The sequence below is a fragment of the Methylobacterium sp. SD274 genome, from assembly GCF_017355285.1.
Classification (GTDB): domain Bacteria; phylum Pseudomonadota; class Alphaproteobacteria; order Rhizobiales; family Beijerinckiaceae; genus Methylobacterium.
The window spans coordinates 197,581-219,408 of sequence record NZ_JADIJP010000005.1; the positions used below are offsets into that span (position 1 = coordinate 197,581).

Annotated in this window: 21 protein-coding genes and 1 pseudogene; 7 read left to right on the plus strand and 15 right to left on the minus strand. The window is 65.5% G+C overall.

All coding sequences use genetic code 11. The features are described from left to right. The first annotated feature begins 177 nt into the window (after window positions 1-177). On the plus strand, window positions 178-486 hold the full coding sequence (locus tag IPV08_RS24505) for a hypothetical protein (protein ID WP_246747837.1): 309 nt from the start codon (window positions 178-180) through the stop codon (window positions 484-486). 282 nt (window positions 487-768) lie between these two features. On the opposite strand, the gene IPV08_RS07100 is transcribed toward IPV08_RS24505, so the two are convergent. Both IPV08_RS07100 and IPV08_RS07105 read right to left on the minus strand, forming a co-directional pair. After that, window positions 769-1,029, minus strand: a complete 261-nt coding sequence (locus tag IPV08_RS07100; RefSeq protein WP_207411314.1) for a hypothetical protein — start codon at window positions 1,027-1,029, stop codon at window positions 769-771. A gap of 474 nt (window positions 1,030-1,503) precedes the next feature. Continuing rightward, window positions 1,504-2,392, minus strand: a pseudogene (locus tag IPV08_RS07105) (aldo/keto reductase family oxidoreductase). A 93-nt stretch (window positions 2,393-2,485) separates the two neighbouring features. Here IPV08_RS07105 and IPV08_RS07110 point away from each other — a divergent pair. Continuing rightward, window positions 2,486-3,394: a LysR family transcriptional regulator gene (locus tag IPV08_RS07110; protein ID WP_207411315.1), complete on the plus strand. Its 909-nt coding sequence runs from the start codon at window positions 2,486-2,488 to the stop codon at window positions 3,392-3,394. Window positions 3,395-3,427: 33 nt separating this feature from the next. On the opposite strand, the gene IPV08_RS07115 is transcribed toward IPV08_RS07110, so the two are convergent. From IPV08_RS07115 to IPV08_RS07130, 4 genes are all read right to left on the minus strand, one after another. After that, window positions 3,428-4,531, minus strand: coding sequence for a helix-turn-helix transcriptional regulator (locus IPV08_RS07115; protein WP_207411316.1), 1,104 nt, complete (start codon window positions 4,529-4,531; stop codon window positions 3,428-3,430). 358 nt (window positions 4,532-4,889) lie between these two features. Further along, on the minus strand, window positions 4,890-5,168 hold the full coding sequence (locus IPV08_RS07120) for a hypothetical protein (RefSeq protein WP_207411317.1): 279 nt from the start codon (window positions 5,166-5,168) through the stop codon (window positions 4,890-4,892). Between the two features lie 252 nt (window positions 5,169-5,420). Continuing rightward, the gene (locus IPV08_RS07125; RefSeq protein ID WP_207411318.1) at window positions 5,421-5,573 is read right to left on the minus strand and encodes a hypothetical protein; all 153 of its coding nucleotides are present in this window, start codon (window positions 5,571-5,573) and stop codon (window positions 5,421-5,423) included. Between the two features lie 485 nt (window positions 5,574-6,058). Continuing rightward, window positions 6,059-7,669 (minus strand): calcium-binding protein, encoded by a 1,611-nt coding sequence (locus IPV08_RS07130; protein ID WP_207411319.1) that lies wholly within the window; start codon window positions 7,667-7,669, stop codon window positions 6,059-6,061. 296 nt (window positions 7,670-7,965) lie between these two features. Here IPV08_RS07130 and IPV08_RS07135 point away from each other — a divergent pair, with 296 nt between their 5' ends. Beyond that, a complete protein-coding gene (locus IPV08_RS07135) occupies window positions 7,966-9,063 on the plus strand; it encodes a helix-turn-helix transcriptional regulator (protein WP_207411320.1) in 1,098 nt (365 codons plus the stop codon). 87 nt (window positions 9,064-9,150) lie between these two features. After that, entirely contained in the window at window positions 9,151-10,308 is a 1,158-nt protein-coding gene (locus IPV08_RS07140) for a LuxR C-terminal-related transcriptional regulator (RefSeq protein WP_207411321.1), read from the plus strand. 112 nt (window positions 10,309-10,420) lie between these two features. On the opposite strand, the gene pqqA is transcribed toward IPV08_RS07140, so the two are convergent. From pqqA to IPV08_RS24510, 3 genes are all read right to left on the minus strand, one after another. Then, a complete protein-coding gene (pqqA, locus tag IPV08_RS07145) occupies window positions 10,421-10,510 on the minus strand; it encodes a pyrroloquinoline quinone precursor peptide PqqA (RefSeq protein ID WP_018043773.1) in 90 nt (29 codons plus the stop codon). A gap of 187 nt (window positions 10,511-10,697) precedes the next feature. Further along, window positions 10,698-11,513: a shikimate 5-dehydrogenase gene (locus IPV08_RS07150; RefSeq protein WP_207411322.1), complete on the minus strand. Its 816-nt coding sequence runs from the start codon at window positions 11,511-11,513 to the stop codon at window positions 10,698-10,700. 84 nt (window positions 11,514-11,597) lie between these two features. Next, window positions 11,598-11,729: a DUF2735 domain-containing protein gene (locus IPV08_RS24510; protein ID WP_244477938.1), complete on the minus strand. Its 132-nt coding sequence runs from the start codon at window positions 11,727-11,729 to the stop codon at window positions 11,598-11,600. A 604-nt stretch (window positions 11,730-12,333) separates the two neighbouring features. On the opposite strand from IPV08_RS24510, the gene IPV08_RS07155 reads away from it, so the two are divergent. Then, window positions 12,334-12,837, plus strand: coding sequence for a ferritin-like domain-containing protein (locus IPV08_RS07155; protein ID WP_207411323.1), 504 nt, complete (start codon window positions 12,334-12,336; stop codon window positions 12,835-12,837). A gap of 42 nt (window positions 12,838-12,879) precedes the next feature. Here IPV08_RS07155 and IPV08_RS07160 read toward each other — a convergent pair whose 3' ends face one another. The 3 genes from IPV08_RS07160 to IPV08_RS07170 all read right to left on the minus strand — a co-directional run bounded on the left by IPV08_RS07160 (window position 12,880) and on the right by IPV08_RS07170 (window position 16,445). Further along, window positions 12,880-14,208 carry an LLM class flavin-dependent oxidoreductase gene (locus IPV08_RS07160; RefSeq protein ID WP_207411324.1) on the minus strand — a complete coding sequence of 443 codons (1,329 nt, stop codon included), beginning with the start codon at window positions 14,206-14,208 and terminating at the stop codon, window positions 12,880-12,882. A 117-nt stretch (window positions 14,209-14,325) separates the two neighbouring features. After that, the gene (locus tag IPV08_RS07165) at window positions 14,326-15,435 is read right to left on the minus strand and encodes a GNAT family N-acetyltransferase (protein ID WP_348646095.1); all 1,110 of its coding nucleotides are present in this window, start codon (window positions 15,433-15,435) and stop codon (window positions 14,326-14,328) included. Between the two features lie 77 nt (window positions 15,436-15,512). Next, window positions 15,513-16,445 (minus strand): hypothetical protein, encoded by a 933-nt coding sequence (locus IPV08_RS07170; RefSeq protein ID WP_207411326.1) that lies wholly within the window; start codon window positions 16,443-16,445, stop codon window positions 15,513-15,515. 295 nt (window positions 16,446-16,740) lie between these two features. Between IPV08_RS07170 and IPV08_RS07175 the strand changes: the two genes are divergently transcribed. Next, entirely contained in the window at window positions 16,741-17,895 is a 1,155-nt protein-coding gene (locus IPV08_RS07175; protein ID WP_207411327.1) for a hypothetical protein, read from the plus strand. 43 nt (window positions 17,896-17,938) lie between these two features. Then, window positions 17,939-18,100 carry a hypothetical protein gene (locus IPV08_RS07180; protein WP_207411328.1) on the plus strand — a complete coding sequence of 54 codons (162 nt, stop codon included), beginning with the start codon at window positions 17,939-17,941 and terminating at the stop codon, window positions 18,098-18,100. Between the two features lie 50 nt (window positions 18,101-18,150). Here IPV08_RS07180 and IPV08_RS07185 read toward each other — a convergent pair whose 3' ends face one another. The 3 genes from IPV08_RS07185 to IPV08_RS07195 are packed head-to-tail and all read right to left on the minus strand — an operon-like array spanning window position 18,151 to window position 21,558. Continuing rightward, complete coding sequence (locus IPV08_RS07185; protein ID WP_207411329.1) at window positions 18,151-19,488, minus strand: O-antigen ligase; 1,338 nt, start codon at window positions 19,486-19,488, stop codon at window positions 18,151-18,153. Window positions 19,489-19,501: 13 nt separating this feature from the next. After that, window positions 19,502-20,467, minus strand: a complete 966-nt coding sequence (locus IPV08_RS07190; protein ID WP_207411330.1) for a glycosyltransferase — start codon at window positions 20,465-20,467, stop codon at window positions 19,502-19,504. Beyond that, window positions 20,464-21,558 carry an endo-1,4-beta-xylanase gene (locus IPV08_RS07195; protein ID WP_207411331.1) on the minus strand — a complete coding sequence of 365 codons (1,095 nt, stop codon included), beginning with the start codon at window positions 21,556-21,558 and terminating at the stop codon, window positions 20,464-20,466. The genes IPV08_RS07190 and IPV08_RS07195 overlap by 4 nt, the downstream gene beginning before the upstream one ends. Window positions 21,559-21,828: the final 270 nt, after the last annotated feature.

The following is a 21,828-nucleotide window of genomic DNA, read 5'->3' on the forward strand; positions in this document are numbered from 1 at the left end:
GCCCCGGATCCTGCTCTGCGCCGGTGCGACGTTGCCGGTAGCTGCCTCCCCGCCGGCCATGTTCGTCGCTTCGGACGTAGCTAGGGCCGCAAGCCGCAGCAAAGGATCGGCCAGCATGGTGGACACTCCGCGCATAAGAACATATAGAGAACATAGAGTTCAAGCGCGGAGGTCAAGATGCAGACGGCCGACCTGTGGATATCGGGAAATCTCTCTCCCGCCGGCCTGCCCTCGGGCATGGCGAAGCGTGCGAATGCCGGTTCGGCTGCACGCGTGCCGTCACCCCGCACGAGCGGAGACCGGGCCATGCATTTCGACGTGCTGGAGGAGCGGGTCGGGCGTTGGGGCTGGTCACTGCGTGACGCTTACGGCCAGGAGGTCGCCCATTCTCCGATGCCGTATCCGAGCCGTGTCCAGGCCTCGGCGGCGGCCTTGGCCTTTTCCCAGCTCGTGGCTTACGCCGGCAAGCAGATGCGCCGGCCCTGAAGCCGGACGGCGAGTGTTTGCCGGGTGTGGATTCCCTCGCGCCTCGTGCGAGCGAATGACGGATCGACCCGTTCCCCTAACGGATACTGCCGCAGGGGAGCGAACCGATCCTGCCGGGGATCTCGAAGATCGTCCCGGATTGTAGTCCGGGACGATGTGTTACGAATTTATCAGTATATTGGCGGAGCCCACGATAGTCGCGGCCAGCATCACCGATGCAACGCCGACCATGATGTAGGAAAAGACTTTCAGTATCGATGCCAATGAACTGTCCTGACTGGGTTAGCAGCGGCTTCCGCCGGACGTCTGGCCGTATTGCATGACGTCGCGGGTCTGCTGGTTTGCGTTGCCCTCCGCGGCCGAACTCATCGGACAACCGAAGGACGCGGGGACCCGACGGTCGGCTCGGATCGCGTTGGTGGTCTCGACGTCGTAGGGAGCGAACGCCGTGTAACGCGAGGGACGCTCCATCGCCATCGTAGGCGAGATCGATGTCAGTCCCACGACGAGAGCAGTCGAGAGGGCGGCGATGTAAGACTTCATATGGGCAATGGCTTTCTTTTCTTGTGAAGCCTCCGTATCCCGGCTGCTTCTTCTGTGTGAAGCCAATATGAAGTAATAATTTCCTTTGTGGCGTGTCGGCACGCACGTGGTGCAGCGGATTAAAGATCCTGATCAAGCCTATGTCATCGATGTATGTGGCATTCCAGCATCGAATTATTTGATGGGACAATCAAATACAAAAGTGTTGGTTATATAATCCCTGAATAGTTTGGGAATGAGTGTCGCAGGGCCTGCGATGGCGGAAGTGGCTGTGACCAGGGCCTGATTTCGAGAATGGCCGTTCCGATCTCGTCGATGCGAGTGCCGTTCGGACGAGTTGTGCCGACGGCGTGTGGGCGGCTCTCCTCCCCCCCTCACGCCATCGTCCGCATCGGTTCGCGCGCCGGATCATCCCCGGTCGATCATCGGCGAAGAGCATCGCCTCGCTCGTCGATGATCCTCTGCCAGCCTGTGTCAGGTCGAGGGTGCGATACGGTCGAGCGCCGCCATCGTGTCGTCGGACAGGTCGAGTTCCGTCGCGGCCATGTTCTCGCGCAGGTGCTCGACCGACGACGTGCCGGGGATCAGCAGGATGTTGGGAGAGCGGCGCAGGAGCCAGGCCAGCGCGACTTGCATGGGCGTCGCGCCGAGCCCCTCGGCAATCTTGTTCAGTACCGCCGACTGGATCGGGCTGAAGCCGCCGAGCGGGAAGAACGGGACATAGGCGGTGCCGGATGCGGCGAGATCGTCGATCAGTGCGTCATCGGCCCGATGGACCAGATTGTACTGGTTCTGGACGCAGACGATCGTCGCGAGGGATCGACTCTCCGCCACCTGCCGCGCCGTTACGTTGCTCAACCCGATTCGGCGAACGAGGCCCTGTCGCTGGAGATCGGCGAGGATGGAGAGCGGCGAGGATGGAGAGCGGCGCCTCGATGGAGCCTTCGGCCGGTCCATGCACGTCGAGCATGATGCGCAGGTTGACCACGTCGAGGGCGTCGACGCCGAGGTTGCGCAGGTTGTCATGGACGGCGCTCGTGAGCTCCGCTGCGGAGAAAGCGGGATTCCAGGAGGCATCCGCACCGCGCCTGGCTCCGATCTTGGTGACGATCACGAGGTCGTCCGGATAGGGGTGGAGCGCTTCGCGGATGATCTGGTTGGTGACGTGCGGTCCGTAGAAATCGCTGGTGTCGATGTGGTTGACGCCGCGCTCGACCGCTTCGCGCAGCACCGCGATGGCGGCGGCCCGGTCCTTCGGAGGACCGAAAACGCCGGGCCCCGCCAATTGCATCGCGCCGTAGCCCAGGCGCTTCACGGTGCGGTCTCCGAGGGCGTAGGTCCCGGCCTGTCCGATCTTGGTCATGCGACTCTCCTGTAGGATGACCAGGACTGTAATGCCTCATGGATTGCGTGATAATGCGCCCTTATCCGCACGGGATGTGCGAAAAGGCGAACAATGGCGACCGATCTCGGGGATTTGGCGGCGTTCGTCGCCGTTGCGGAAGCCGGCGGGTTTCGCGACGGCGCACGGGCGAGCGGCGCGAGCGCATCCGGCTTGAGCGAGGCGGTCCGCCGGCTGGAGGCCAGGCTGGGCGTCCGGCTCCTCAACCGGACGACCCGCAGCGTCGCGCCGACCGAAGCGGGCGCACGCCTCCTCGAACGATTGATGCCGGCCTTGAGCGAGGTGGATGCCGCGCTGGACATCGTCAACGGCTTTCGCGATCGCCCGGCCGGCACACTCAGGCTCAACGTGCCGGTCAGCGCGGCGCGGCTCGTGCTGCCGCGGATCGTGCCGCCTTTCCTCGAAGCCTATCCCGATATCAGGCTCGACATCGTGGCCGAGGACGGTTTCGTGGATGTGCTGGCCGCTGGATGTGACGCCGGGATCCGCTACGACGAGCGGCTCGAACAGGACATGATCGCGGTTCCGATCGGGCCGCGCCGGCAGCGCTTCGCCACGGCCGCCTCCCCGTCCTATCTCGATCGTCACGGGCGTCCCGCCCATCCGAGAGACCTGCTGAGCCACGCCTGCCTCGGCGGCCGTTTCGCGAGTGGCGCGACGACGGCGTGGGAATTCGAGCGTGAGGGCGAAGTCGTTCGCATCGACCCCAGCGGTCCCCTCATCGTCCGGGTCGGGGCCGCCACCGACCTCGCGGTGGATGCCGCCATTGCGGGGACCGGGATCATTACCCTGTTCGAGGATTGGCTACGCCCGCATCTCGAGAGCGGGGTTCTGGAGCCCGTGCTGGAGCCATGGTGGCAATCGTTCTCCGGCCCGTTCCTGTATTATCCGGGCCGGCGCTACCTTCCCGCGCCGCTGAGGGCCTTCGTCGACTTCATCGGCGCGCATCGCGATCCTCGCTGATTTCGCCGCGCGACCGAGCACCTCGTCGTCTGCTCAGAGGCCGAAGTTTCGGCTCAGGACGATCATCAGTTCCGTCTGGCTCGCCGTATCCGTCTTGACGAAGATCTTCTTCAGATGGGTCCGGGTGGTATGGATCGATATGCCGAGCCTGTCCGCGCATTCGCCGGTGCTGTGGCCGGCCAGCAGGCTGTGGCAGAGCTCGGCCTCCCGTGGCGTCAGCCCGTACAACGTTTTCAGGATGTCACCGGCGAGTTCCCGGCTGTCATCGAGGTCCGTGATCGTCAGAATGGCGCGGCAGCCGTCGAAATACTCCAGCCCCGCCTTGCGCAGGGGCTGAACCCGGAGAGTGAGAGGCCGCTTGGCCTCCCGGCGGATGACGATCGGCGCCGAGGCGAGTGAGACAGCTTGCGGATCGGACCAGATGGCGGCGGTGATATGCGCGCGAAGCCGGGCCGTGGCCTGAGCATCGGAGGGAACGACGAGTTCCCCGAGCCGGACAGTCAGATCGGGTCCGAACAGGCGTTCCGCGCCGCTGCTCACCCGCAGAACCCGTCCCGTCCTGTCGAGGAGCACGCTAGGATTGCGGACCGTTTCCAGGGCGTCGGCGATGCCCGTGAGACGCGCCTCGCCGAGGCTGTGGGCCAGTTGGGCGGCCCGGTTGAGGGGGGCAATGAGGCGCCGCAAGGCGATCTGCTCATCCAAGGTGTAGGGCCCCTGTTGGATGGTCCGCTGCATCATCATCACCCAAGCATCATTGCCCGCCTGGACCATCAGTCCGGCGGACCATTGAAAGCCGTGGCTGCGCAAGTAGTCGGCGTAGAACGCTTCGGATCGCATGGCCTCCGGCGTCGCGTAGTCCTGATCGACGAACATGCCTGTCTTGAGAAGCTTGGGGACGCCTCTCACGCGGTAATCGTTCTTCGACCAGCCGTCGCGAAAATAGCCGTCGGCCACCGCTTCGAGACTGGCGCTCATCGGCAGGCCGGGTACGCGTCCCTTCAACGGGATGGCGACGACCCCTCTCGCGCCCGTGGAAGTCGCGATTTTGGCGACTGCTTTGTCCCAGTCATGAGACTGAAGCGCGGATGTGACGAGCGAGTTTTCGATGTCCTGCAAAGTCTCGTCGTCGAGGAACATCTTGATCCTTCAGCGGCGTCGAACGCTCCCGCGTAAAGCGATGCACTCTCGGCTGAGGAAAAATAACCCGGCTGAACTAAATTGAAAAGACCTTGATATGTTTTTGTTGGATGAGGTGCCTATTTTATAAATAAGCCTTACTGTGATTGCACTTTCTAGAAATATTATAATATTTTCTAATAGTTATAAATATATAGAGCGTTTGCAGAGCTATCGGTTGGTCACAGATTCTGTCCTGCATAGAACAATCGGCGGTCAATAGTTGCAAGCACGCTGCAAGGCGGGGGAGCTGGATCCCTTCGATCATCGCCACGCCGCTCGCTTCGCCGCGCCTGGGCTTGCCGCTCCATCGCCGGCATCAGGCCGGCTCGTAGGCAGGCGCCGACAATCGAGTGCTGTCCGAAGCCGTTTCCTGTGAAAGCGCACCCAGGGGGCCGGCATGAAGCCGGGCGATCAGCCGTGTCATGTCCTCGGGCAGGTCGGCAGCGCTCTCGAGGCCGAAGGCGAGATCGAGGCCGGGTATCATGCTACGTAGGAAGGCCTGGGACGCCTCCGCGCCGGGGCGGGGAAGCTCCGCCCCCCTGGGCGGGATGTGCAGGACGGACGTGCCGAGGGTCGTTGTGGGGAGAGCGAGCATGGCTTCCACGGGGTGCGCGACGCGCCTTGCGCAATCCCGCCGCCACCGGACCGGGGCGGCCTATCTCGTAAGGCTGCCCAAGCTAGACCATACTGGTTGAACCGTAGCTGAAGGGAGCCGGTGGCCTTGCCGCTCCATCGTGGTTCTGCCGTCCAACGAGGGCGAGCGGCGGAGATGAGAGGGGATGCCGTTCCAGAGTTCCGGGAACGAGACGACGGATTCCGCGAAGCTGCCGCCGATCCGGGATCAGGATCAGATGTAGTGTCGGAAGACGACCTGGCTCTGAGCGTCCTTCGCCTTGCCGCGTTCACATCCGTCGACCGGAGGCCGAGCCTGGATCAGCGATGACGGCAGGACCAGCGTGACGAGGGCGAGCAGCCAGCGGAAGGGACGTGCAACTGTCATGTCGGATTCCTGGGGCTGCGTCGCGGTCGGATCGTCACCTTGAGATCATGCGCCTATGGCGGCTGAATGGTTCATGGCTGGCCGCGATCCGTTTCGCTGTGCCGGCGCGCACATCGGCTTGGCCGTTCTAAGACAGAAACGGCTTCAGCAGCGGTGCGGTCGCCGCGCCCAAGGCGCCGAGCGCGATGAAGAGCCGCCAGACGTGAAGATCCGTGATCATGGAAGCCTCGATCTTGCCGCCGTTCGGCGCGTGAATGCCACATCATGGCGGCGATACGTTGCGGCGTGGTTTCGAGACAGGGTGAACGATGTCTTCTACCCTTCCGAGGCCATGGCGCCTCGGTCCCCGCCTCCCCGGGGGCCCGGGGCGATCCCCAGACCGGGCGGTTTCATGCCGCCGGGTGTCGGCGCGTGGCTCTTATGAAATCGGGCTCCCGCCCCGTTCCGCGTGACCCCGATCGTCAGCGGGAGGCCCGTCAGGTGTCCTAGACCACGAGGATATCTTGGAATGTCAGGACTGGACGCGAGGTGAGGAGGGCGAACTGGAGGGCGTCGGCCGATCCGCTGCCGTCCGCGTCGTAGGAGACGGCGCCCGTCCGCGAATCGTAGAGGATCCGGTCGTCCGCATCGAGGATGGCACCGGCCGCGCCGAGATCCTTGAAGGCACCCGCCGCCAGGGTTCCGGTCTTGGTCAGTGCCGTGAAGATTCCGTTCTCGAGTCGGAGCGTGTCGTCGATGGCGGCGAAGTCGACGATGCTGTCGACATTGCCCGAGCCGAGCGCCGTTTTGAAGAAGAAGATGTCGGCACCGGCTCCGCCCTTCAGGATGTCGTCGCCCAGACCGCCATTGAGCATGTTGGCACCGCTATTGCCGGTGAGCGTGTTGGCGAGGGCGTTGCCGTTGCCGTTGATGTCGGCGCTGCCGGTGAGAAGCAGGTTCTCGATCTCGTTGCCGAGGCTGAACGCCACCGAACTCCGCACGAGATCGATGCCGCCCCCCGCCACCTCGAAGATCTTGTCGCCACCATCGGTGATGTAGGTGTCGTTGCCCAATCCACCGGTGAGCCTGTCGGTACCGGTCCCGCCATTGAGGACGTTGGCGGCATCGTTGCCCAAAAGCACGTTGTCGAGGGCGTTGCCCGTCGCCTTGATCGCCCCCGTTCCGGTGAGGGTGAGGTTCTCCAGATTTCCGCCAAGGGTCAGGGTCGCCGAACTCCGAACGAGATCGGTTCCGGCGCCGAGCGCCTCGACGATCGTGTCGCCGCCATCGGTGACGTAGATGTCGTTGCCGAGGCCACCGATGAGGGTGTCGTTCCTGGCCGATCCGATGATGGTGACACCAGCGGTCAGGCCGGCATTGGAAACCAGCACCGAATCCGTGCCGGTGACGCGGCTGGTGAAGTCGATCGTACCGCCCGCACCCCGTAGGGAGATTTCGAGCCGTGTGGTGGTCGCCGTGCTGTCGATGAGGCTGGCGAAGGACGAAAGCTGGGCTGTCGTGGCGAAGACTGACGTGGTGTCCAGCGTCTCGACCCCTGTGAAGCTGGCATCTCCCAGGTCGAAGGCGTCTGTCACAATGTCCGTTCCGATGCCTCCTTCAACGGTCACGCCGCCGCCATAACCGGTCATGAGCCGGAACGTGTCGTTACCGGCTCCGCCATCGAGTCTGTCCACGCTGCCGTTATCATAAAGTGTGATCGTATCGTCACCCTTACCGCCGGAGACGATATCATTGCCCTCGCCGCCATCGAGGATGTCGTTGCCGGCTCCGCCACTGAGGGTGTCGTCGCCCGAACCGCCGGTGAGAGTGTTGGCGCCGGTATTGCCGATGAGGATCTCGTTACCTGCAGTCCCTGAAATCGAGATCGGCGATGCGCCGAGGGCGGTGATCTTCGTGGTCACTCCGTCTGCGAGGAGGGTGATGCCGGTAACGCTGGAGGGGGCGCTGAAACGAAGGTCGTCGACCGTCACGGTAGCCGTCTCATTCCCGCCATATGCAGCGGAGACCGCGATCGTATCTCCGGGATCCGAAGCCGCGATGGCATCGGCGGTCGTTGCGTAGGTGCCCGGAACGTTGCGCGTCGCCGTGATGGTCATCTTCCCCTGGAAAGGCGTCGTGACCGTCTCGAATCTTGAACATCACGGCGGTCATTCGTTTGCCCGGCGCGGTTAGAGCACCTGATTGCATGCCGCACATCCCCCAAACAGAGTATGTCGAGTCAACGATTCGCTGGTGGACTGTGCTGGTGGGCTCAAGCCATGATAAGCCATGCCTTAAAATCAAGCATTTCGGCATTCATGCGGAGTCCGCCGCGGCCGGCCCATCGATGCGGACTACATAATGATGTCGATCTTCGTCATAACGTGTGCTGGATCTGGTTTAGACGATGCCAATGACCGTCAGTTCCGAAGTCCTGATCGACCATATCTACGAAGCCGCCGTCATTCCGGAGATGTGGCCCAGTGTACTGGCCGAACTGGTGCGGGTCGGCGAGGGACAAGGCGCGCTTTTGTTCACGACGGTGGGCAGCGAGTTCCGCTACGTCACGTCCCCGGGCTTCGAGGCAGGGATCGCCGAATATGTCGCCGGGGGCTGGCCGGCGCGGACCGACAGGCCGGCGCGGTTGTTCGCCAAGGAACATGCCGGCTTCCTCACCGACCTCGACGTCTACACTGCCGCCGAGATGGAGGTGGAGCCGGTCTTCCGGGACTTTCTGCGGCCGAGGGGCCTGGGTTGGGGCGTCGCCAGCGCCATCGCGGTGCCGAGCGGGGATCGGCTCATCTTCAACGTGGAGCGGGAATTCGCGCGCGGTCCCGTCCCCGGCGAGATCGTCGCCCGCCTCGATGCCCTGCGCCCTCACCTCGCCCGGGCAGCCACCATGTCGGCGCGGCTGCGGCTGCAGACCGTCAGGGTGGCGGCTCAGGTGCTCGATGTGGTCGACATTCCCGCCGCGATCCTCGGCAGGCACTCCCAGATCCTGGCCATTAATGCCGGCTGCGCGGCGTTCCTCGGAAGCACCATCCGGGAGGCGCATCGCCTGACCTTGTCCAACCCGGAGGCGGACCGCCTGCTGGAGCGGGCCCTCGAAGGACTGGCGACGGAGCGGCGGACCTCGATCCGGTCCATCCCGATCCCGGCCACGGACGAGCGCGGCCCGGTGATCCTGCATCTCCTGCCGATCCGACGGGCGGCGGCGGACCTGTTCAACGCCGCCTCCGCCATCGCGATCTTCACGCCCGTGGCACAAGGCGCCGCGCCCGACCTCACTGTCCTCTCGGGCCTCTTCGACCTGACCGTGGCCGAAGCGCGGGTGGCACGCGAGATCGCCCTGTGCAGGACGGTGGAGGACATCGCCCTGCGGACCGGCGTCGCCACCAGCACGGTCCGGACGCAGCTGCGATCCGTCCTGTCCAAGACTGGAACCAACCGCCAAGCCGAACTCGTCGGGCTCCTCGCGGGAACGGCCCCGCGGGACTGGCGGACATTGTAAGACGATCGGACGAGCCGATCCGTGTCCTGTTGTCCCGTGGAGTTGCCTGTATGAAAAGCGCCGCCCGCTCGGGTTCGTCGGATCGCCATGACCAATCCTGACCCGCTGCGTCTCGTCGATGCCTGCTACGCGGCCGCCCTCGATGCCTCGCTCTGGCCGGGTGTTCTCGAGCAGGTGAGCGCCTGCCTCGGAGCGCGGGGGACGGTGATCGTCTCCTACGATCCTCGCCGGACGGCGGACACGCTCCATTCGGACAGCCTGCGGGAGGTGCACGACGCGTATAGCGGCGGGTGGTGGGAGCATGACAGCCGTATCGCCCGCGCGCGGGGGCTCGGGATGCGGCCCGGCCTCGTGGTGGCGGATGCGATGCTGTTCACGCCGGAGGACAAGCGCAAGGATCCCTTCTTTCAGGATTTCTGCGCCAAGCACGGGCTCGACGAACTCGTGGCCTTCTTCGCCCCCGATCCCGGCGGCGGGCTGATGACGGTGAGCGCCCTGCGCGAGGCCGGCAAAGGGTATTTCGAAGCCGGGGAGATCGCCCTCCTCACGCTGTTGGGGCCGCATGTCGCGCGGGCCTTCGACCTCACGGCTCGGCTCGGCGTCGCCCACCGGCAGGCGGCCGATCTCGGCTCGGCCCTGGCGCGGGCGGAGATCGGCGTCGTGCTGCTCGATCGGGGTGGCGCCGTGCGGTTCGTCAATCCCGGCTCCGAGAGGATGGTTGCCGGCTGTCTCAAGATCGCCCCGGGCCAGCCCGTGAGGACCGTCGTGGCGGCCGATGGCCCGAGACTCGACCGTCTCGTCGCCTCCGCCCTGGCGGAGAACAGGCCCTGCGCGGCCGAACCCATCATCCTGCGCTCGTCGAGTGGGTCCCCCTGGCTGCTGGCGGAGGCGATGCCCCTGCGCACCGGTGAGCCCGGTCTCGAATTGATCGGCTCGGCCAAGGGCGGGGTCCTGCTCCTGCTCCATCCCGTCACGCCGCCAGTGTTGGTTTCCGTTGCCCCGCAACTCGAGCAACTGGGCCTGACGCGGATGCAGGCTCTTGTGGCGATGGAGATCGGCCGGGGAAGCTCGCCCCGGGAGGCGGCGGAATCGCTCGCGGTCCGGGAGGGCACGGTGCGGGTTCACTTGAAAGCGATCTTCGGCAAGCTCGGCGTCAGGCGTCAGAGCGAGCTCGCCATCATCGTCGCGCGCCTCGATGCCATCCTGAGCCGACGGCGCGAGCGCGAAGCCGATACCAAACCCTGAACGGTGCAGGCGTCACCCAGTATCATGAACGCAAAAAGCCGCCCAAAGGCGGCTTCTCGCGGAGACCTTGGTCTCGCTCTATCGGTGGGAAGCGTAGACGCTTCCGGCCGACTTAGTTGAAGGTGTCGATCTCAGCCGACTCGTAGCTGGTGACTTCCATGCCGACACACACTTCCTGAACGACGGGGGCAGTCCAAGCCATGATGTTTCTCCTGCGTTGCAAGTCTTCTTTAGAAGACATCTCAGATGCGCGGCACGACCGCGCTTGAGCAATACCTATTGTCCGCCCTGCCCCATAGCAAGCAGAAAGACGGAAATATTCTGCAGGATTCCCTTAGTTTTCTCTCATGGAACAGAGGGGGAAGCCGCATGCGGACGGACCGCTTCCGTCATGTCCGGGCGAAGGCCGCGGCCTCTTTCACCTGATTCTCGTCGGGAGTTCGGCCCGTATAGAGAACGAACTGCTCGAGAGCCTGCAGTACCACCACGTCGTGGCCGGTGATGACGCGCTTTCCCATGCTTTCGGCCGCCCGTAGGAAGGGCGTCGTCGAGGGCAGCGCCACCACGTCGAAGGCGACGATGCAGGCAGCGATCTGAGGGGGCGGAAAGGCGAGGGTTTCGGCCTCCGGCCCTTCCATACCGAGGGGTGTGACGTTGACGAGGAGCGGGGCCTGCGCCTCGCCGATCTCGGGGCGCCAGCCATAGCCATGGCTTTCCGCCAGGGCGCGCCCGGCCGGTTCATTACGGGCGACGACCGTACCATCCACGAAGCCCGCATCGCGCAGGGCTGCGACGACGGCCTTGGCCATGCCGCCGGAACCGCGCAGGAGGAACGGTGTCTGCGGATCGATGCCGTGCTTCTCGAGGAGCAGGCGGATCGCGATGTAATCGGTGTTGTAGCCGGTGAGGCAGCCGGCCTCGTTCACCACCGTGTTGACGCTGTCGATGGCCGCGGCCGAAGCTTCGAGGCGATCGAGAAGCGGGATCACGGTCTCCTTGAACGGCATCGAGACGGCGCAGCCACGAATGCCCAGAGCCCGTATGCCGCCGATCGCAGCCGGCAGGTCGGTCGTGGTGAAGGCCTTGTAGACATAGTCGAGCCCCATGAGCTCGTAGAGCCGGTTGTGGAAGCGCGACCCGAAATGACCCGGCCGTCCCGACAGGGACATGCAGAGCGTGGTCTCGCGTCCGATCGGGGGCTTCATCGCGGTCTCCGGTCGCTCGGAAACGCGGCATGCCCCGCCCTCCGGCACCGGAGCGATATCACGTCCCGCGATACGTCGCGCCCGTCAGGCCTTGCGGTTGCGCCCGTCGTCCAGGATCGCCTCGGCGTGGTACCAGCCGTCGCAGAAATCCATCCTCGGCAGTTCCATCGGTCGCGAGATGCGTGAAGCGAGGTCCACCACGGCGTTGCTGCCCATGCGTGTGCCTGTCGAATGGGCACGCGCCGATGCTGCAACCTTCCTGGGCACGAAAGCAAAGATTTCGGCTGAATTCCGAGGTGAGCTCAAAGTCATGATCCAACGTCTCCAAAAGCTGCTGGGCCTTCATGCCCCCGACGTCTCGTTATGATATGAGCGGTATCTGATATTTGCACTGGCTAAACGTGAGAAAGGCACGCCATGCCGGTAATTCGAGCATGCCTGAATTTGTTTCATGCGTGAATGTATGGTGCGCTGCCGCCGCCGGACGCCTCTTTCGCTCCTGCTCATGCCGATGACGGACGGCTTTGTGGCGATTGTGCTACGTCATCGGCGCGCTGCCCTCGAGCAGCCGAGCGTATCGTCTTGCTCACATGTGAGGGCGGATCAAATCCAGACCTGCCGCGCATCAGGTCGTTCGGAACCATGACGGCGTAAATATCTTGATCAAGCCTAGCAAGCGCACGCCGATATCATCGCTTAACTTGGGTCAAGCTTTGCCGTGTGCGCATGGATGCGGGAGAACGATCCGGTCCGTATTGTGTCCGCCGGATCGATCCCGTTTGGCCTGTCACGACGTCATTCAAACAAGGAGGAACGAGCCATGGGTCTTTTCACCAAGGACATCCAGACTCTCGACGATCTGTTCGTGCATACCCTGCAGGACATTTATTACGCCGAGAACCAGATCACCAAGGCGCTGCCGAAGATGATCGCCAAGGCGACCGATCCCGAACTCAAGAGCGGGTTCGAGAAGCACCTTTCGGAGACCGAGGGTCAGATCAAGCGCCTGGAGCAGGTGTTTCAGATGCACGGCCATACACCGAAGGCGGTGACTTGCCCGGCCATCGACGGCATCATCAAGGAGACCAACGAGGTCTCCGGAGAGATCGGCGACAAGCAGGTCCTCGATGCGGCCCTCATCGCCTCCGCACAGGCGGTGGAGCATTACGAGATCACGCGCTACGGCACCCTCGTCGCCTGGGCCAAGCAGCTCGGCCGGGACGATTGCGCCAGCGTGCTGCAGCAGACCCTGGATGAGGAGCGCACCACCGACGAACGCCTGACGCGGATGGCCGAGAGCCAGGTCAACCGCCGCGCCGCCTGACCCGAGAACGCCGCCCTCCCCGGTCGGAGGGCGGCCCGTCCGTCAGGTTGGGAAGAATTGGTTGGCTGGGCGCGGCAGGCCGAGATGGTCGCGCAGGGTGGTGCCTTCGTATTCGGTGCGGAACAGGCCCCGACGCTGGAGTTCCGGCACCAGGGTGTCGACCACGTCGTCGAGGCCTTCCGGCACGAAGGGGAACATGACGTTGAACCCGTCGCAGGCCCGCGTCACGAGCCATTCCTCCATCTGGTCGGCCACCTCGGCCGGCGTCCCCACCATGGTGAGCCCGCCATAGCCGCCGACACGCTGGGCGAGTTCGCGCACCGTGGCCCCGGTCTTCCGGGCGTAGCCGACGATTTGGGCCTGGGCGCTCTTGCTGGCATTGGTCTCCGGGAGATCGGGCAGGGGCGCGTCGAGGTCGAACTCCGAAGCATCGACGCCGAGGCGCACCGAGAGGTTGGCGATGCCGCTGTCCGTGGGCACGAGCGCATCGAGCCGGGCCTTCTTGGCCTCGGCTTCGTCGCGTGTCTCGCCGAGGACGATGAAGGCGCCGGGCAGGATCTTGAGATGGTCGGGATCGCGGCCGGCGGCGGGCATCCTGCCTTTCACGTCGGCGTAGAATTCCTGGGCGGCGGCGAGTTTCGAACCGGCGCCGAACACCATTTCGGCGGTCTCGGCGGCGATCTGACGGCCGGCTTCCGATGCCCCTGCCTGCACGATCACGGGCCAGCCCTGGACGGGGCGGGCGATGTTGAGCGGCCCCTTCACTTTCAGGAACTCGCCGGCATGGTCGAGGACATGGAGCTTGTCGGGATCGAAATAGACCCCCTCTTCCACGTCGCGGATGAAGGCGTCGTCGGCCCAGGAATCCCAAAGGCCGGTGACCACATCGAAGAACTCGCGGGCGCGGGCATACCGGACCGCGTGGTCGAGATGAGCGTCCCGGCCGAAATTCAGGGCCTCGTCCGGGTTGCCGGAGGTGACGAGGTTCCAGCCGGCGCGGCCATTCGAGATATGGTCGAGGGAGGCGAATTTTCGGGCCACATGGTACGGCTCGCTATAGGTCGTGGAGGCCGTGGCGATGAGCCCGATCCGTTCGGTGACGGCAGCGAGCGCCGGCAGCAGGGTCATCGGGTCGAAGGACGTCACGGTGGCGCTGCGCTTCAGCGCGGCCATGGGCATGTTCATCACCGCCAGATGGTCGGCCATGAAGAACGCATCGAACTTGGCCGCCTCCAGTCGCTGGGCGAAGCGCTTGAGATGAGGAAAGCTGAAATTCGCGTCCGGATATCCACCGGGATAGCGCCACCAGGCGGTGTGGATGCCGATCGGCCGCATGAAGGCGCCGAGATGGAGGCGACGAGGCTGGGTCATCCGAGGCTATCTCCGTCCGGTGCGTGAAAGCACGACTTCGGAATAGAGCAGCGGGCAGAGAAAAGGCTCCCGGATTTCGAGGGAAATGGCCGGGAAAATCTCAGCGCCGGTTCGCCGTCACGGGCGTCGTTCCCGCCACAGGACGGCGGCCCGGCGGGCGACGTCCCGTACCCGCCGGTCGAGAGCGGGATAGCGGCGGAGGGTCGAGACCAGCCGCGCCCGCGCCGCGCCCTTCAGGCCGCGCCAGCCGAGGGAAACGGTGAAATCGACCAGCGGCAGGGGCTCGACGTTGAAACGGCGCTTGTAATCGTAATCGCCGATGCTGAAGTCGAACGAGCGGCAACCCTCTTGATGAAGTGCCTCCATGGTCTTGTCGATGACGAGGCGCCCGGGCGAGCAATGGGACCATTCCCCCCCGGCATTGCTGATGCGGATCATGACGTAGGTGTCGGCATTGCGGATGCCGAGCAACGCGGCGACGACCTCGTCGCCCGATGTCAGGGCGCTGACGACGGCGTAGCCGTGGCCGAGGCCCCGTCCGACGAGGCGACGGTAGAAGGCGTCGAACTCGGCCTCGTCGAGGCGGTAATCGGCGCCGATGCTGCGCATGCGCGCCTCCTGCTGGCGCGCCATCACCTCGAGAACCCGCTGGGCCTCGCCCTGGTCGGTGACGATGCGGAAGGCCGTCTCGGGCTCGCGGGAAAACACCCTCCAGCTTCGCTCCAGCTCCTTGCGCACGGTCTTGGCGAGGCTGCGATGATAGGCCTCCCAATCCTCGCCCGTCCTGACCTCGTTGCCGTTGAGCGGGCACGGGGACACACCCCTGAGGAGGGACAGCGGATTGGGCCCGTCGGCGAAGGTCGCCGGCATCTTGCGCAGGGAGAGAAGGTCGGCGCGGGGCAGCGCAGAGCGGATCGCCTGCCATAGCTCCAGGGCGCCGGCATGGTCTCTCGGAGCCGCTGGGCCGAGGAGCGGCGCGTTGTAATCGGTGAGGCCGAGATCGGCGAAGGCGATGATGCGGCGGGGCCCCGTCTCGTCGACCACGAGGGGAAGATGCAGCGCGAGCACCCCCGTTGCCCTGTCCCGCGCCGTCACCAGGAGGGGCGTCAGCCCCGCGCGAGCTTGAAGCGATTCATACCAGGTCTCGATCCAGACCGGATCCTGGAACGGCGTCGGCGCACCCGTCCATCCGGACACGCACTCCGTCCAGTCGGATGCGATCGCCACATCATAGCTCCGCGCTCCGGAGGCGCCGGTTCCCGATGGCGCGATGCTCCGGCGATGGGCCGGCAGCGCCGTCCCGCTCACGCCGGAGCGGAGAGTTCGAGGATCTGGCCCGGTCGGGCCGCATCGAGGCGGAAATCGACGGCACGGCGGGCCGCGCGCTCCTTCTTCACCCAATCACTGTTGCGCAGCAGCTTCTGCATCACCGCCTTGGACCAGTAGCCCGGCCCGGTGATGGCGTGGCTCGCCGGCTCGCGGCCGAAGCGATGGCGCAGCATGCCGTTGGCGAGGTTGACGATCTGCTTGCGGCGGATCGGCTCGTCCACGAAGGAGACCGTCATCGACACGTTGAGGCAGTCGAGATTCTCGACCCGGTGCGGGGCATTGAGCGGCCAGCTCAGCATCTGGCCGGGCGACAGCTCCATCACCTGGGCATGAGAATCGTACCAGGGCGCATAGGGCATATCGACCTCTACATCGAAGAGGGCGATGTCCTCGAGATGCTTCGGCGTCACGAAGGGCGGGGTCGAGGGATAGACGTAGACTCGCTTGGCGCCGATGATCTGCCACAGGTGCTGCCCCGGCAGGTCGGCATGGTAGTAGACCTGGGCGTTGGGCGACGAGATCAGGATGCCGCAGGTGGATTTCGCCGGAGAGAAGCCGGGTACTCGCTGGGCCAACTCCTCGAACATGGCGTCGAGCGTGTCGCGGTAGCGCCGGTCCACGGTTTCGACATTGCGCAGGTTGAGCCACATCCGCCCCTGGGCGATGGACTCGATCACCTGCGCGCCGGGAAGTCCCCCGGTCTCGCCCTCGCGCCAGAACTTGCGCTGTCCGGCGGCTCCCATATGGACGAGGCTGTACTGGCCGCTTGGATAGGTGTCGATCAGATCGGCCAAGGCCTCACGCGAGAACAGGGGAGACTGGTGCAGCCGATGCCCGAGCCGCAGCGGCTGATGCCCCCAAAGGGCGCTGTGGGGCTCGTCCCAGAAGGTGAAGATCGGGTCGTTCATGGCTACGGTCAATCCGTATCGTGTCCCGCTGTTCTTCAGATGAGGTGGGTCGGTCCCCCTGCGGGACAGGGCCGATCCATTTCCGGACATCATATCCGACGTTGATGAAATCTTTGCATTCGCGGTGCCGACGGAAAAAGATTCCTGCGTGGGCCGGGTGAATACGGTGTCATGCTCTTCGTAGAAGGGCCGTTGGCGGGTGGATCGAGCGTTTTAAACTGCTCGGCCGAAAGTCTTTCGCAAGCGACGGCCTGTTAGGACGGGCCGGTCACATCCTTCTCTGGAACCTCACCGCATGACGCAACGCCCTGGACCGGGAGAGACGCGGGTACCCTCCCCCTGGCTGCATCTCGTCGGTACGGGGCATCCGCCCTGCGGGGTCGGCGATTTCGCCGGACAGTTGATCGAGGCCCTCAGGCGTCAGGGTCAGCCTCAGGAGACCCTCGTGCTCGCGCCGGGCCGCGTGCCGCTCGGCCAGATCTGGCGCGCCGTGGGGAAGAGCCGCGCGGTCGTCGCCAATCTGCCGCTGGTGCCCTGGAAGCGGGCGCTGATCGGCCCCCCTTCGGCCTTCGCCATCGCGTTCCTGCGGCGTCGGCGACGGGTCGCGATCCTGCATGAATGGGGCAGCATGCACCGCCTGCGCCGGCTCGTCCTCCGGCCGCTTCTCCTCTTCGCGGACACGATCGTCCTCCTGTCGCCCCAGGTCCGGGACGAGCTCGCCGCCGATCCCGTGATCGGCCGTCTCGCGCGGCGGGCGGTGATGATGCCCCTGCCGCCGAACATCACGCGGCCCGAAACCACCGTGCCGAGCGCCCTGTCCGCGCGGATGCGCGCCGCCCGCGAGGGAGGGCGTCTGGTGGTCGGTCATTTCGGCTCGATCTATCCGGGCAAGCAGCCGGAGGCGATCCTCGACATCGCCGCCAGCCTGAAGGCACGCGGCGCCGACCCGCTCGTCGTCTTCATCGGTTCGTTCATCCGCGCCTCCGACGGGATCGAAGAGATATTCCACGCCAAGGTCGCGGCGCTCGACCTCTCCGAGACGGTGGTGGTCTCCGGCTATGTCGCCTCGCCGGAGGAGCTGTTCGGCCTGTTCGACGAAGTGGACGCCTTCGTCTACGTCCTCCCGGAGGGCCTCACCGCGCGCCGCGCCAGCATCCTGGCCTGCGTCCAGGCCGGCCGGCCGGTCATCGTCACCGAGCCGGTGCGCGCTGATGAGTTCGATCACCATCCGCGCTTCCGCGCGCTCCTGTCCGGTGGGGCCATAGTCCTCGCGCCGGGCGGAGCCGGACCCGAGGCCTATGCCGACCTCGCCCTTGCAGCGTCGACACGGCCGACGCTGCCCCCCGCCATCGATCGCCAAGTCTGGTTCGCCGATGCCGCCGGCAGCCTGAGGGACGCCCTCGGCCGAGGCGCGACCAAGCTTGGGAGGTGTGAATCTTGGGAGGTGTGAACTTTGCCCTCTCCCTGGGATCGACGGGCTGAAGAGGCATGCCATGACCCAATCTGATCCAGGCACCGTGCCGTATGAGAACAAGACCGGCTGGTCCGCGCATTGGGCGGTCGGAGGGCTGGTCGTCGGCTGCGTCGCGACCCTGCTCTGGTTCGGCGCGCTGATGACTCTCGGCGGCTGGGCCGTCGGCATCATCGAGTTCTGAGACTCCCGGACAGGGCGTCCCACTTTCGGGATGAGTCGCCCCCGGGCGTTTCACGCGCTGCGGAAACGGGCGAGGTAGCGCAGGCCGAAGACGGAGATCAGGAAGGTGACCCAGACCGGGTCTCCTCCATCGAAGAAGAAGCTCTCCATGCAGGAGAGCAGCAGGCCGAAGAGCCAGACCTGCACGAACATCGTCACCAGCGGGTCGGCCCGGCCGTTCGCTTCGATCCTCATCACGTCCCGCAGGGGGGCGGCGACGAAGATCGCGAGTACCAGGACCAGCCCGGGCAGGCCCAGGGTGACGGCGGTGTCGAGGTAGCTGTTGTGGCTGTGCGAGGCGTATCCGGCCCAGCTCGACCCGTCATCGGACGCGGCGCGCACGGTGACGTTGTTCCAGAATGCCGAGAAGCCGTAGCCGGTGAGCGGACGCGCCGTGAGGGCCTCGATGGCGAACTGCCACACATCGGTCCGGCCGGTGAAGGTGGAATCCACGGGCAGAGCCCGCACGATGGCGGCCAGGGGCTCGCTCACCACCGTGCCGACGCTGAATAGGTTGATCGTGAAGAGCGGAACCAGCGTGAGGAGGATTCGGCCCGCGAGCGAACGGATGACGCCGAACAGGCCCGTGATCGCCAGCGAAGCCACCAGGAGCGCCGTCGCGCTCTTGCCTTCCGAGCCGAGGAGGAACAGCCCCGACAGGGCGACGATGACGAGGCCCACCGTCACGAGCCCCGAACGCGCCACGGCGATGCCGATGAAGACCAGCATGGCCATGACCGCCGCCGCACTGTTCTTATGGCCGAACACGCCGCGCCAATTGCCCGCGAGCATGGGCTCGCCCACGTCCTTCGCCTGATGGATGGCAAGGTCCGGCGCGAGCAGCATGCCGAGATAGCATGCGCCCAGCAGTAGCAGGGAGGCGATGGCGAGGAGGTTGCGCAGATCGTTCCGCGACCGCGCCAGCAAGGGCAGGCAGGCGGCCGCCAGCATCACGGAGCCCGCCAGGGTCAGGCGCTTGACCGACGTCATGGGATCCTGTGACAGAACGACATTGACGGCGAGCCAGGCTCCGAGCGCCAGGAACCAGGGCGAGGCGAAGCCGCGCAAGGCTTTGGCGTGAGCCGGGAGAGTCAGGGCGAGGCACAGCAGCGCGAAAAGGCCGAAGCTCGCATAGGTGAGCCCCTCCCGCCCCGTGGCGAGTTCCAGAACGTCCGGATTGCTGAGATCCTGGAACGGTTTGAGAGAGATCCAGCTGAGCAGCAGGACAGCGAGGAAGACGACCTTCCGCGCGATGAGGATGGCGGGCGTGTCGGCGAGTACCGCCTGCAGGCGGCGCCATCCCCCGGGCGCTGCCTCCGATGCCGGCACTCCGATCGCCCCCGTCTTCATCGATCCGCCTCCTTCATCTCCCGCGAGTCCGCAGGCGCGGGGTGCTGGCGCGGTAGGGCTGCGGTTCGATGCCCAGGGCCGCGAAGCAGCGCCCGAGGGCCACGAGGATCGGGTGCAGGGCGATGGTGGGTTCCCGTGTCCGGACCAGATTGAGGATGGCGCGTCCGAACGAGACCCCGAGGATGGCGAAGGATTTGCCGGCCAGGGTCACGAGACCAAGACTGCCCTGCGCATGCTTGCGCTCGATCCGGTAATTGACGGCCCCGATCCGCAGGCCGCGTGCGGCGAGCCATCCCGTCCGCGTGCGGGCGAGAGGCACCGTCTCGGTGATGACCGCATCCGCCTCCCAGTAGAAGGTCACACCGGAGCGGCGGGCGCGGGTGAAGAAGTCGGTGTCGCCGCCGCCGAGGAAATTGTAGCTCGTGTCGAAGGGCGGAGCTCCCATCAGCGCGAAGGTGCGCCGCGTGATCAGGCAATTGCCGCTGCCGTAGATTACCGGAACCGGCCCGCTCTTGTCGTAGGCGGGGGCGAAGGCGGGGTGGTTGTCGAGGCCGGGCCGTGTTCCCGGTTCGAAGCGCGGGATCACCGGGCCGCCGACGATGCCGACCCCCGTGCGCTGCGCCGTGGCCACCATGCGCTCCAGCCAGTCGGGCTGTGCCAGTTCGTCGTCGTCGATCATCAGGAAATAACGGGTGTCGGGATAGGCCGCGAGGGCAGTGGTGAAGGCGCGGTTGATCGCCGAGCAATTGCCCTGGCGCTGCTCGACCACGCATTGGCCCTGGAGCGGTCCCTTCGCGAACACCGCCTCGGCGGCCGCCAAGCCGGCCTGCGACGCGCCGTCGTTGTCCACCACCACGACGGCGAAGCGGAGGCCGGTCCGCTGGCGCGCCAGGGAGGCGAGGGTCTGGACGAGGTGCTCCGGGCGTTTGAAGGTCGGGACGCAGACCACCGCGTCGAATGGATTGGCGCGCGCCTTCACGACGCGCTTCCGGTGAAGCGCTCAATCACGGTCATCAGCGGCTTGGGCCTCAGGTCGGAATCCAGGGGGAGCGGCCGGTTCGCCGTGCCGTCGGGTCGGGTGAAGTATATCGGTACCCAGGTATAACGATCCGTAATACCCCAGGTAAGGACCGCGCTCGGCGGCGTCACCTCGTCCACCGCGTGGAGGAAATCGGCCGCCTTGCGCGCGATCATCGCATCTCGGGTGGCGGCGTCGGTCGGCAGTCCCACGTCGATCACATCGAGTTCGGTGACCAGAACGTCGAGCTTCAGCGCCTTGATCTCCCGCAGGAAAGCCTGGAGGCCGTCGCGGTCGATCTCCCGATCCGCGAACAGATGGGCCTGCAATCCGATGGCATGAATCGGGATACCTCGATCGACGAGGGAGCGTGCGATGGCGAGGATGCCGGCTCGGCGCATGGCGAAGCGCGGTCCGACGAATTCGATGTCGTATTCGTTGAGGACGAGCTGGGCGGCCGGATCGGCGGCATGAGCCGCCTTGAAGGCGATGGGGATGTACTCGGCGCCGAGGGTCTTCGTCCAGACGAAGGAGCGCAAGTCCCGTGGCGAGACCGGATTTTCGGGCATCGGCTCGTTCACCACATCCCAGGATCCGATGAAGCCGCGATAGCGGGAGACCACCGCTTCGATATGGCTGGTCAGCACCCATTCGGCCTCGACGGGGCTCGTGATCGCCTCCGCCCAGGCGGGCATGCCGCCGTACCAGGCCAGGGTGTGACCCCGCAGGCCGAGTCCGTTGCTACGGGCGAAGGCGGCGATCGTGTCGGCATCCCCGAAATCGAACGTTTCCCGGTTGGGCCGCAGGACCGGCCATTTCAGGCTGCCCTCCGGGACCAGCAAGCGGCACCTCTCCGCCAGGGCGGCGCGATAGCCCGCATCCGCCGCGAGAGCGTCCCCGCGAACCGCCGCCCCGAACGGGATCTTGCGCGGAGAGGCGACGGCGGCGCGATGGGCGAGCGTGCCTTCCAGCCCGAGCGCGCCTCCCAGCCCGAGGAGGCCGCCCAGCGCTCCCTTGAGGATAGTCCGGCGATGGGGAGGGCCCTGTATCATCCCGAGATCCTGGGAAGAGTGAGAAGTCGCCCAAAACGGCACATCCCACCGAGAGATGGTGGGGAGTTCTGCAAGTTCAGGTCCGTACACAGGTTCTGAGCCGAACAGGGAATGGTATCCGTCACGGATGACCCTACGATGCATCCATCCTTGTGGGATGCCACCCGCGATCGGACAGCCGAGACCTATGGGTCCATCAGGACGTCGTGTTCACCAGGACTTGTGCCCTCGGCAGGAATACGCCGATCACCAGGGCATGACGGCGCCCCG